This window comes from Piscinibacter sp. HJYY11, from assembly GCF_016735515.1.
Classification (GTDB): domain Bacteria; phylum Pseudomonadota; class Gammaproteobacteria; order Burkholderiales; family Burkholderiaceae_C; genus Rhizobacter.
Window position 1 is genome coordinate 1,689,607 of sequence record NZ_JAERQZ010000001.1, and the last position, 10,693, is coordinate 1,700,299.

Annotated in this window: 8 protein-coding genes and 1 tRNA gene; 4 read left to right on the top strand and 5 right to left on the bottom strand. The window is 68.7% G+C overall.

Annotated features, from left to right (window positions below; genetic code table 11):
• Nucleotides 1-77: 77 nt before the first annotated feature.
• From JI745_RS07620 to JI745_RS07630, 3 genes are all read left to right on the top strand, one after another.
• Entirely contained in the window at nucleotides 78-899 is an 822-nt protein-coding gene (locus tag JI745_RS07620) for a symmetrical bis(5'-nucleosyl)-tetraphosphatase (protein ID WP_201805138.1), read from the top strand.
• Nucleotides 900-920: 21 nt separating this feature from the next.
• Nucleotides 921-1,010 (top strand) — tRNA-Ser (locus JI745_RS07625).
• Nucleotides 1,011-1,062: 52 nt separating this feature from the next.
• Nucleotides 1,063-1,524: a hypothetical protein gene (locus JI745_RS07630; RefSeq protein ID WP_201805141.1), complete on the top strand. Its 462-nt coding sequence runs from the start codon at nucleotides 1,063-1,065 to the stop codon at nucleotides 1,522-1,524.
• 21 nt (nucleotides 1,525-1,545) lie between these two features.
• Here JI745_RS07630 and JI745_RS07635 read toward each other — a convergent pair whose 3' ends face one another.
• Genes JI745_RS07635 through JI745_RS07650 form a run of 4 tightly spaced genes read right to left on the bottom strand, consistent with a single transcriptional unit; the run spans nucleotide 1,546 to nucleotide 8,806 of the window.
• Nucleotides 1,546-2,154, bottom strand: a complete 609-nt coding sequence (locus JI745_RS07635) for a hypothetical protein (RefSeq protein WP_201805142.1) — start codon at nucleotides 2,152-2,154, stop codon at nucleotides 1,546-1,548.
• 46 nt (nucleotides 2,155-2,200) lie between these two features.
• A complete protein-coding gene (locus JI745_RS07640) occupies nucleotides 2,201-3,898 on the bottom strand; it encodes a diguanylate cyclase (protein ID WP_236674934.1) in 1,698 nt (565 codons plus the stop codon).
• Nucleotides 3,899-3,917: 19 nt separating this feature from the next.
• Nucleotides 3,918-6,191, bottom strand: coding sequence for a bifunctional diguanylate cyclase/phosphodiesterase (locus JI745_RS07645; RefSeq protein WP_236674935.1), 2,274 nt, complete (start codon nucleotides 6,189-6,191; stop codon nucleotides 3,918-3,920).
• 5 nt (nucleotides 6,192-6,196) lie between these two features.
• Nucleotides 6,197-8,806, bottom strand: coding sequence for a PAS domain-containing hybrid sensor histidine kinase/response regulator (locus JI745_RS07650; RefSeq protein WP_201805144.1), 2,610 nt, complete (start codon nucleotides 8,804-8,806; stop codon nucleotides 6,197-6,199).
• A 134-nt stretch (nucleotides 8,807-8,940) separates the two neighbouring features.
• On the opposite strand from JI745_RS07650, the gene JI745_RS07655 reads away from it, so the two are divergent.
• Nucleotides 8,941-10,086: an ATP-binding protein gene (locus JI745_RS07655; protein ID WP_201805146.1), complete on the top strand. Its 1,146-nt coding sequence runs from the start codon at nucleotides 8,941-8,943 to the stop codon at nucleotides 10,084-10,086.
• A gap of 2 nt (nucleotides 10,087-10,088) precedes the next feature.
• Here JI745_RS07655 and JI745_RS07660 read toward each other — a convergent pair whose 3' ends face one another.
• Nucleotides 10,089-10,661, bottom strand: a complete 573-nt coding sequence (locus JI745_RS07660) for a response regulator (protein WP_310738514.1) — start codon at nucleotides 10,659-10,661, stop codon at nucleotides 10,089-10,091.
• Nucleotides 10,662-10,693: the final 32 nt, after the last annotated feature.

Here is a 10,693-nt window from a genome sequence, read left to right on the forward strand (position 1 = left end):
GCCTCACCCGGAACGTGGCTGTTGAACAAGCGGCAAAGCGTAGCAGAGTCATTCTTCTCCCCGGTGAAAATGCCAGCATGAACTACCTGATTGGCGACCTGCAGGGCTGCTGCGACGCGCTCGACCGGCTGCTCGCAGAAGTGGGCTTTTCCCCTTCGCGCGACCACGCCTATGTGCTGGGCGACCTCATCAACCGCGGCCCGGCCTCACTGCAGACCCTGCGCCGCCTGCAAGAGCTGGGCCCATCGGCCACCTGCCTGCTCGGCAACCACGACCTGCATTTCCTGGCCGTGGCCCACGGCGTGCGCCAGGCCGGCCGGGGCGACACCCTGGCCGACCTGCTGGCCGCCCCCGACCGCCCTGCCCTCGTCGACTGGCTGCGCCAGCAGCGCATGGCGGTGCACGAGCACGGGTGGCTGATGGTGCATGCGGGCGTGGTGCCGCAGTGGGACCTGGCCACCACCCTGCAACTGGCCGGCGAAGTGGAGGCCCGGCTGAGGGCATCCGACCTGCACGATTTCCTTCAGGTGATGTACGGCAACACGCCGCTGCGTTGGGACCCGGCCCTTAGCGGCCACGACCGTCTGCGCTTTGCCATCAACACGCTCACGCGCATCCGCTTCGTCACGGCCGATGGCTCGCTCGATTTCGCCACCAAGGAGGCCGCGAATGCCGCCCCGCCAGGGCACCACCCGTGGTTCGACGCGCCGGGCCGCCAGACCACCGGCGTGCCCATCGCCTTCGGGCACTGGTCGACCCTGGGCCTCGTGAACCGCCCCGACCTGCTCGCGCTCGACACCGGCTGCATCTGGGGCGGCCAGCTGACCGCGGTGCGGCTGCACGGCGACACGCGAGAGGTGATTCAGGTCCAGTGCGAGCAGGCGCAGAAGCCCGGCTGACTACAATCGCCGTCTTCTTCAGGAAGCGTGGCCGAGCGGTTTAAGGCACTGGTCTTGAAAACCAGCGATGGGGGAACCCATCCGTGAGTTCGAATCTCACCGCTTCCGCCAGACAGCCAACCACACGGGCCCTCGCGGCCCGTTTGCCTTTGTGGAGAAACGCATGGCTTCGGCTTCTCACTGGCTCGACCCCGGGACCATCGGGTTCGAGCTGCTCAAAGGACTGCCCGCGGCGCTGGTCGCGCTGGTCATCGGCACCATCGCGGCCTGGGTGGCGTGGCAGCAGCTCAAGGTGGGGCGCGCCAAGCTCAACCTCGATCTCTTCGAGCAGCGGTATGCGCTCTTCGAGCTGCTGTGGGCCTACGTCTCTGCCCGCTCGCGCAGCGCCGACGAGGCCCGGCTGGCGGGCATCGGGCTGGAGAACGCACTGCCGAAGTTCTACTTCCTCTTCGGCCCGCAGATCGGCGACTACGTGTCGTCGGTGCTCGCCCAGGGCCGCCCGGAAGAAGGCCCGGTCGGCACGGCACGGTCTCAGCGGCCAGAGGCACCCCAGTGGTTCCACGAGCAGGCCCAGGGCCTGCACGACCGCTTCGCGGCGTACTTCGACTTCCAGCACTGGCGCTGAGCCAGCCCTTCGCGTCGCCGTTCAGTACAGGCCGGCCTGCCCGGCGCCCGCCACGACCTTTTTCGCGAGCGTCGCCACTTGGGCGCTCACCAGCTCGGTCGGCGGCTCGCTGGTGCGCGCCGTCCACATCAGGCGGCCGGTGCTGGTGTCGGTCAACGAGGCATTGGCGGCATAGCTGGTCGCGACCCGCGTGCCGCCCACGGGCGCCGACACGCCAACGCCCCCACCCAAACCGCCACCGAACCCACCGACGCCCAGGCCCACGGTGAACCCGGGCCGCGCGACGGTCTGCCCCGGCGCGATCGAGGTGACGAGCACCGCCTTGGCATTGGCCGCCTTGGCCGCGCTCACGTAGGGCGCGGGCCCGCCGGGGGCCGAGGTGGTGGTGCCGACGTCGGGTGCGGCCACTGGCGAGACACCGACCTTGGCGAGTTCGGCGCCCACGCTGTCCTGGCAGATCCGGCGCAGCACTTCGTCCTGCGCTTCGCAGACCACGAGCACACGGGCGCCTTTCAAGGGCGCATTGGCGGTCAGCTGCGGGTCCGACCACTGGGCTTCGATCGGGTTGCTCGCGCAGCCGGCGAGCACGGCCAGGCTGGCCAGGCAGATCAGGGGGCGGTGCAGGGGCATGGGTTCTCCTTGGCCGAAACGGGCAAAGATCGTGCCGCAGGCGCCTTCAGTTGACGCAGGTGCGGTTCTTTCCCGTGCGCTTGGCTTCGTACAGCGCTTCGTCGGCGCGCTCCAGCGCCACCTCGATCCGCTCCCCCTGCCGGTAGGCGGTCACGCCCGCGGAGAAGGTGACGAAGATGCGCTTGTCTTCGTGCATGAAGAGCCCGCCCGAGAGCGAGCGCTGCAGGCGCGTCAGGATCTGTTCGCCTTCGGCGACCGGCGTGTTGGGCAGCAGCACGACGAATTCCTCGCCGCCGTAGCGCGCCACCATGTCGGTGGGCCGCAGGGTCTTGCTCACCACGTCGGCCAGCGACTTGAGCGCCACGTCGCCGGCGTTGTGGCCGAGCTCGTCGTTGAGCTTCTTGAAGTTGTCGATGTCGAGCAGGCCGATCGAGAGCGTGGAGCCATCGCGCGCCTGGCGCGCCCGCTCGGCCTCGAAGGCCTGCAGCAGCCCGCGGCGGTTGGCGATCTTGGTGAGCTGGTCGGTGGACACCTCTTCCGACAGGCGGCGCAGCTCGGTCTCGAGCTCGACCACACGCTCCGACAGATCGGTCGCGCGTTCGTGCTCGTATTGCAGCTTGCCCTGCGCCACCTTCACGAGCGACTGCACGGTGCGGCTCTCTTCCACCATCTCGCGCACCACGCCCGCCAGGCTCTCCAGCGAATCGGCCTTCTCGATCACGTCGGCATAACGGCCGATGTTCTCGTGGAAGCGGCCGGTCTGCGAGCCCAGCTCGCCCAGCTCGGCCAGCATGCGGGTGATGAGCTGCTTGAGCTGGTCTTGCGCCTTCTCGCGCTCCACACGCAGCTGGCGCTGGTGCTCGCGCGTGTGGTGCAGTAGCTCGCTCACCGACTTCACGCTGCGCGAGGTCAGGCCCTGGCCGATCTCGTCGCGCATGGCCTCGCTCTGGCCCTTGGCCCAGCTCTGGTCTTCGGCCAGCTCGACGAGGCTTGCCGTCAGCTCGCCGCACAGCGTGCCGAGCTGTTCGATGAGGTGCTGCCGGTGGGCGAGCGCGCGGGTGGCGCGCTTGCAGAGCTGGTCGAGCTCGTCGCTCTGCCCGACGGTCGGGCCGCGCTCGCGGATGCGTTGCACGAGGCCGGCGAGTTCTGCCGAAAGCTCGGCGCTCGGCGCCGGAGGGGTCGGCAAAGCCTGCCGCAGCGTGCCGCTCAGCGACTGCATCACCTCGTGCCAGACCGGCGTGCTGTCGGCCGCCGTGGGCGGGGCGCCGCCCGGCAGATCCATCAGCGGCGCGGGCTGCGTGGGGTCGGCCCACGGTTGCTCGACTTCCATGGCGGCAGCCTCGGGGTCGACGGCGCCGTCGATGGTGTCGCTCTCCCAGCCGTTGAGCAGCTGGTTCAGGCGCTGCTGCAGGCGGTTCACGTCGCTGCGCGAGCTGGAGAGCACACGCTGCAGGCTGTCTTTCTTGCGGGCGGTCGTCCATTGGCGGCCGCCGCGCTGCACACCGCGGACCACGCGCTCGATCAGCTTGGCGAGCGCCTCGGCCTGCGCAGCCGACTCTTCCTTCTCGCCTACGGCGCCAGCAGCCGCCTGGGTGACGGGCGGTGCGGTCCCGGCTTCCTGGTGGTAGGCCCGTGCGTAGTTTTCGGGCGTGGGCTCCTGCTTGTCCATCACCAGCCGGCGCAAGGCGGCTTTGGCGAGTGCAGCCGGCACAGCCTCGGCGCGCGGCGGATTGGTCATGTCCATGAAACGGAAGAAAAGACGATCAGACGCCGCCCTGCGGGGTGCCGAAGCGCGACCGCGCCTCGATCGCGGCCCGCAGCGACTCGGCCGCGGTGGACTCGTCGGCGTTGACGATCCACGGCGCCTTGCGCGGCAGCACGGTCTGCTCGAGCCACTGCTCTAGCACGTCGGGCGGCTGCGCCTTGCTGAAGAGGAAGCCCTGCATCACCACGCAGCCGAGGCGGTGCAGCACTTCCATCTGGCGCATGTTTTCCACGCCCTCGGCGATCACCCGCAGGCCGAGCGAGCGGGCGAGCGCAATGATGGCGGTGACGACGGCCGAGCTCTGGGGTGTCATGCCGAGGTCGCGCACGAAGGAACGGTCGATCTTCAGCTCGCTGATCGGCAGCGAGGTGAGATAAGCGAGCGAGGAATAGCCGGTGCCGAAGTCGTCGATCGAGATCTCGACGCCGATCTCGTTGAGCCGGTGCAGCGAGGGGATCACGTTCTGCAGGTCCTTCATCAGGCCCGTTTCGGTGATCTCGAGTTCGATCGCGTGGTGTGGCACGCCGTAGCTGGTGACGGCCTGGTGGATGTGCTCGACCAGGTCGGTGCGCTCGAACAGGCGGTTGGGCAGGTTGACCGCGATCGAGTCGGCAAACCCGAAGCTGTCTTGCCACAGCCGCGCCTGGCGTGCTGCTTCGCGGATCGCCCATTCGCTGAGCGGAATGATCAGGCCGGTCTCTTCGGCCAGCGGGATGAAGTCGCCCGGGGGCACCAGCATGCTGCCGCGCTGCCAGCGCATCAGCGCTTCCACGCCCACCATCTTGGCGCCACGCACGTCGACCTTGGGCTGGTAGTGCAGCACGAGCTCGTTGCGCTCGATGGCCTTGTGCAAGGCGGATTCGAGCTCCAGCTTCTCGCGGCCCTTGCCGGCCAGCGCCGGCCGGTACAAGAGCGCGGCATTGCGGCCCTGCGCCTTGACCGAGTACATGGCCACGTCGGAGTTGCGCATCAGGTCGGCGACCGTCGCGCCATCGCGCGGGAACATGGCAATGCCCACCGAGGCGGTGACGAAACATTCCTGCCCGCCCACGAAGATCGGCTCGCGCATCACATCGAGGATGCGGTCGGCCACGCGCTCGGCGTCGCCCTCGTCCGACACCTCGGGCAACAGCGCCACGAACTCGTCGCCGCCCAGGCGGCCCACGGCTTCGAGCGAGCGGTGCGAGCGCGAGCCCATCGACTCGACCGAGGTTTCCATCACCTGGTCGGAGTGGCGCACGCACGAGCGCAGCCGGCGCGACACCTCCATCAGCAGCTCGTCGCCGGCGCCGTGGCCCAGCGTGTCGTTGATGACCTTGAAGCGGTCGAGGTCGATCAGCAGCAAGGCCACCGGGTGGTTGAGGCGGCGGGCGTGCTCCAGCGCACGTTCGGCGCGCCAGATCAGCTGGCGGCGGTTGGGCAGGCCGGTGAGCGCATCGAAGTTCGCCAGGTGGCGGATCTTGTCTTCGGCCATGCGCCGGTCGGTCACGTCCTGCACGATGCCGGTGTAGCCCGACAGGTTGCCGTGCTCGTTGAATTCGGGCTCGGCCTCGACGTGGATGATGCGCTGCTGCCGCCCGTCGGGCAGCACCACCGGCAGGTCGGTGGCCAGCACCGAGCTGTGGCGGAAGACGTCGTGCAGCACGAGCATGAAGCCTTCGCGGTTTTCCTGCGGGATCATGCGCAGCAGGCTGCGCATCGACACGTGGTCCCCCGGCCCCATGCCGAAGACGCGCAGGCCCTCGACCGAGAACACCGGGCTGCCGGTGCCCACGCGCCAGTCGAAACTGCCCATGCGGGCCAGGTCTTGCGCGCGGGCCAGCTTGGCCTTGCTGCGCTCGAGCTCCAGGCGCGTGCGCGAGGAGCGCAGCAGGTAACGCAGCCGGCCGGCGAGCAGGCTCCACTGGGTGGACTTGACGAAGAAGTCGGTGGCGCCGGCTTCATACGCGCGGGTGATGGAAGCGTCGTCGTCCAGGCCGGTGAGCATCAGCACCGGCAGCGACTCGAAGCCCGGCAGGTGGCGCAACTCGGCACAGGTCTGGAAGCCGTCGAGCCCGGGCATCAGGGCATCGAGCACCACGACGTCGGGCAGCCAGTCGGCCAGCAGCTGGATGGCGCGCTCGCCGCTCGTGGCCTCGGTGATGGAAAAGCCCCGCTCGCGCAGGGCGATGGCGGTGAGCAGGAGATTGACTTCGTCGTCGTCAACCAGCAGCACCTTGGGCTGCACGAGCATGTCGTCGTCAGCCAGGGCAGAGCTGGGAAGGGTGGTCATGGGGGTCAGGCACCCAGCACACGTTTGAGCGCGACACGCACGATCTCGACCTCGGACTGCAGCTGCGCGATGCGCTCGGCCATGCCGTCGGATTGTTCGTTGCGGGCCCGCGCTTCGAGGTCCGCGCACATTCTGGAAAGCTTCATCGCGCCGATGCTAGCGGACGACGACTTCAGGGTGTGGGCCACGTGCCGGATACCCCCGAGTTCGAGACTGTTGAGCGCGTCTTCGAGCTGCGGCATCAGTCGGCCGACCGAGCTGTCGAAGGCGCTGACCACACGCTCCATCAGGTGGTTTTCGCCGTTCGGGTCGAGCTCTCGCAGGCGCTCCAGGGCCTGGGCATCGAGCACGCCGCCGTCGTTGGCCGCTGTGCTGGAAGGGGCTGCCGGGGCCGGCATGCCACCGTCGCTGGATCCAGCAGGTGCCGCGGGGCGCAGGTGTCGAGTCAGCATGGCAAGCAGTTGGCTCTGGCGAAAGGGTTTGGACAGGTAGTCATCGAAGCCAAGGCCCAGGAAGCGCTCTTCGTCGCCGCCCAAGGCATTGGCCGTGACCGCAATGATCGGAGTATCCGCTGATGTGAGGAAATTGAATCGCCCGGCCGTCCCGCGCCGGAACCAGTTGAGCGCCTCCACGCCGTCCATGCCCGGCATCTGGATGTCCATCAGCACCAGGTCGAACTGCTTTTCGCACATGGCGCGCAGCCCGGCCAACGCGCCGGAGCTGAGTTGCACCCGACACCCGAGCGACCGCAGCATCTGCCCGATCACTTCCTGGTTCACCACATTGTCTTCCACGACAAGGATGTGTGCGGAAAGACGCGGCGTCAATCGTTCCGTCTCTGAAATCGAGGCAGAAATCCCCAGAATGGCCTGCCGAAGCTCGGCTTTGCGCACGGGCTTCGGCACGAATCGGTGAAAACCCGCCTGGTGGGCAGCCCGCACATCGTCGGGGGTAGACACCGACGACAGCATGACCATCTTCATGCCGGGGTGAAGGCCCGAGGCCTGCAGCGCCAGCGCCATGCCCATGCCGTCGAGGCGCGGCATCTGCATGTCGACCAGGGCCAGGTCGAAATGCGGGTCGACCCCCGTCTTGCCCTGCAGGATGTCGAGGCCGTGGCGGCCGTCTTGGGCCAGCACCACCTCCATGCCCCAGGCGGTGAGCATGTTGTCGAGCACGATGCGGTTGGTCTCGTTGTCCTCGACGACGAGGATGCGCATGCGCGGCATGGTCATCAGGTCGTGGCCGAGCGCCGCAGCCTCCGCTTCCACCAGCGGCAGCGGCAGCACGAAGGTGAAGTGCGAGCCCACGCCCGGCTGGCTGCGCACCTCGATCTCGCCGCCCATCAGCTCGACGAGCTGGCGCGAGATCGACAGCCCCAGCCCCGTGCCGCCATAGCGGCGCGCCATGCCCACGCTGCCCTGCGTGAACGAGCTGAAGAGCTTGGGGATGGCCTCGGCCTCGATGCCGATGCCGGTGTCGTGCACGCCGAAGAAAAGCCGGCCCGGCGGCTGTCCGGGCGCGATGCCCAGCGTGACCACCACTTCGCCGTGCTCGGTGAACTTGATGGCGTTGGCCACCAGGTTGGTGAGGATCTGGCGCAGGCGCAGCGGGTCGCCCTTCACCACCTGCGGCAGGCCGGGCTCCTCGCGGAAGCTGAGCTCCAGGCCCTTTTCGTGCGCACGCGGCGCCAGCAGCTCCAGGGTGTCCTCGATCACGCCGCGCAGCGAGAAGTCGATTTCCGCGAGCTCCAGCTTGCCCGCCTCGATCTTCGAGAAGTCGAGGATGTCGTTGATGATCTCCAGGAGCGACTCGCCCGAGCGGTAGACCGACTGCACGAAGCGGCGCTGCTTGTCCGACAGGTTCGTGCCCAGCAGCAGCTCGGTCATGCCGAGGATGCCGTTCATCGGCGTGCGGATCTCGTGGCTCATGCTGGCCAGGAACTGGCTCTTGGCCTGGCTCGCATGCTCGGCCGCCTCGCGCGCGCGCTGCAGCTCGGCCTCGGCCTCGCGCTGGCTCGTGACGTCGCGCGCCAGGGCGATCAGGAGCGTGGGTTGCCCCGAGGCATCGCGCAGCGCGAAGTAGCGCGCCCCGACCACCCGGCGGCCCTCGCCTTCCCGGCCCTTGCCGTGCAGCACGAAGGAATGCTCGACCGCGCCCTGGCGGCCGAGCGCCTCGGCCATCGCCGGCTCGGCCAGCGCGGCCACGCGGCGGCCGAGCGCCTGCTTCAGGGTCTTGCCGACCACGTCGCCGCGTCGCACGCCGAATTCACGCTCGGCGTGGGCGTTGATGTTCAGCACGCGGCGGTCGGCATCGACGCTGAAGACGTACAGGCTGGCCGGCAGGTTCTCGACCAGGGTGTGAAAGTATTCACGGCCGTGCTCGATGTCCGGGAAGCTGGTGGTGGGCGCAAAGGTGCTGTCCCCGACCGGCCCATCCACCCCGCCGTCGGCAGAGCCCAGGTGCTGGACACGCGGCAGCAGCATGGCCGCGCCCAGCAACGCCACCGAAAACAGCGCGAACCAGCGCGCGAGCTCAGCCGTGCCGGCGAGCGAGACCGCGGCGGCAAATGCTGCCAGGCCCAGCAGCAACCAACGAGCATTCAGCGGAGGCATGGTGAGAGCGGGGAGACGTCGAGGCCTTTTCAGGGATTGACGTGTTTTCGGCATCCCGTGAGGCGACTTGAACGCACGGCCAACTCGTGTTCACACGGAGCCCCGCGGCTAGGTCAGTCCTTACAATCTTTGCGATGACGTCCGTGCTGCTCGCCGTGTTGGCACTCCTGGCCCTGGTGGCCGCAGCCGCCGCCATGGTCTGGGCCCTCCGGGGCCAGCAGCGCCAGCGAGCGCTGGAGCGTGAACTCCAGGCCGCCCGCGCCCGTGAGCATGCGCTGCTGCAGTCGATCGACCTGTGGCAGTGGCGCACCGACGCGCAGCACCGCGTGACGCTGCTGCGCCCGCCCGCTGCGGTCACTTCCGCCGAATGGCCCCCGGTCGACAACCGCCCTCTGCTGTGGGAGTTGTTCCAGTCGAACGAGGGGAGCCTCAGGCCACGGCTGCTCGCGCACGCCGCCTTCGATGGCGTGGCCGCCACGCTGGCCGGCCACCCTGGCCTCGTGCTTCGTGGGGCGCCGATCCTCGATGCCGACGGCCAGTACGCCGGCCATGTGGGCACCGCCAGCGAGCCCGCGCCGGCGGCAGCCCCCGCCGCACCCAGCGCACAAGACCTGCAGGACCAGGAGTCCTTCGGCTACACCGTCTCGCATGACCTGCGCGCGCCCATCCGCGTGGTCGAAGGCTTCACCAAGATCCTGAAGGAAGACTACGGCCGTCTGCTCGACCGCATCGGCAACGACCACCTCGACCGCGTGCTCGGCGCCTCGGCCCGCATGAACAGCATGATCGACGCGCTGCTGGCGCTGTCGCAGCTGTCGACGCGGCCGCTCACGCGTCAGCCGGTGAACCTGTCGCAGCTCGTCGGCTACATCGTCGACGACCTGCGCCGGCAGTCACCCGAGCGCCAGGTGACGGTGACGGTCGAGCCGGGCCTGCAGGCGCAAGGCGATGCCACGCTGCTGCGCGTGGCACTCGAGAACCTGCTGGGCAACGCCTGGAAGTACACCGCCCGCTGCCGCGAGCCCCGCATTTGGGTCGAGCGCACCGAGCACGAAGGACACCCTGCGTTTGCGATACGCGACAACGGCGCCGGCTTCGACATGCGCTTTGCCGATCGCCTGTTCGGCGTGTTCCAGCGCCTGCACAGCGCGACGGACTTCCAGGGAACCGGTGTCGGGCTCGCGTCGGTGCGCCGCATCATGCGCCGCCACGGCGGCGACATCTGGGCCGAAGGTGAAGTCGACCGCGGGGCGCGGTTCGTGTTCTGGCTCGGGAACTAGGTTCAGCCCTCGGCGGGCTTCGACAGCAGCTCCACCGCGTCGAGCAGGCGCTCTGCCTGTATGTGCAGCGGCCGCGACTCGCTGGTGGCGAGCTTCTGCAGCCGCTCCAGCGCCGCCGTGCGCGACAGCGAATAGCGGTGCATCAGCACGCCCACGGCGATGGCCACGGGCTGCGACAGCGCCTCTTCGGCCTGCTGCTTTTGGCCCGCGTGCCCGTCGAGCGGCCGCTTGGTCAGCTGGCTGAACGCTGCTTCGACGGCCGGCACGATCTGGTGGATGTCGAGCGGCTTCACGAGGTAGGCCACGGCACCGAGTGTCTTCACCTGGGCGACCGTCTGCTCGTCGGAGAAGGCCGAGAGAAACATGAACGGCACCTGGCAGTACTCGCGCAGGTAGGCGGCCACGTCGAAGCCGCTCTTGCCTTCCATGCGGATGTCGAGCAGCGCGAGGTCGGGCCGGTGCTCGCGCGCGAGGAGGATCGCATCGTCGCCGTTGTCGGCGTCGATGATCTCGTAGCCGGCCGCTGCGAGGCCGTGGGTCAGCGTCGCCAGCACCAGCCGGTCGTCGTCGACCACGAGAATTTTTCCTTTTCGTTCTGCCACGCCAG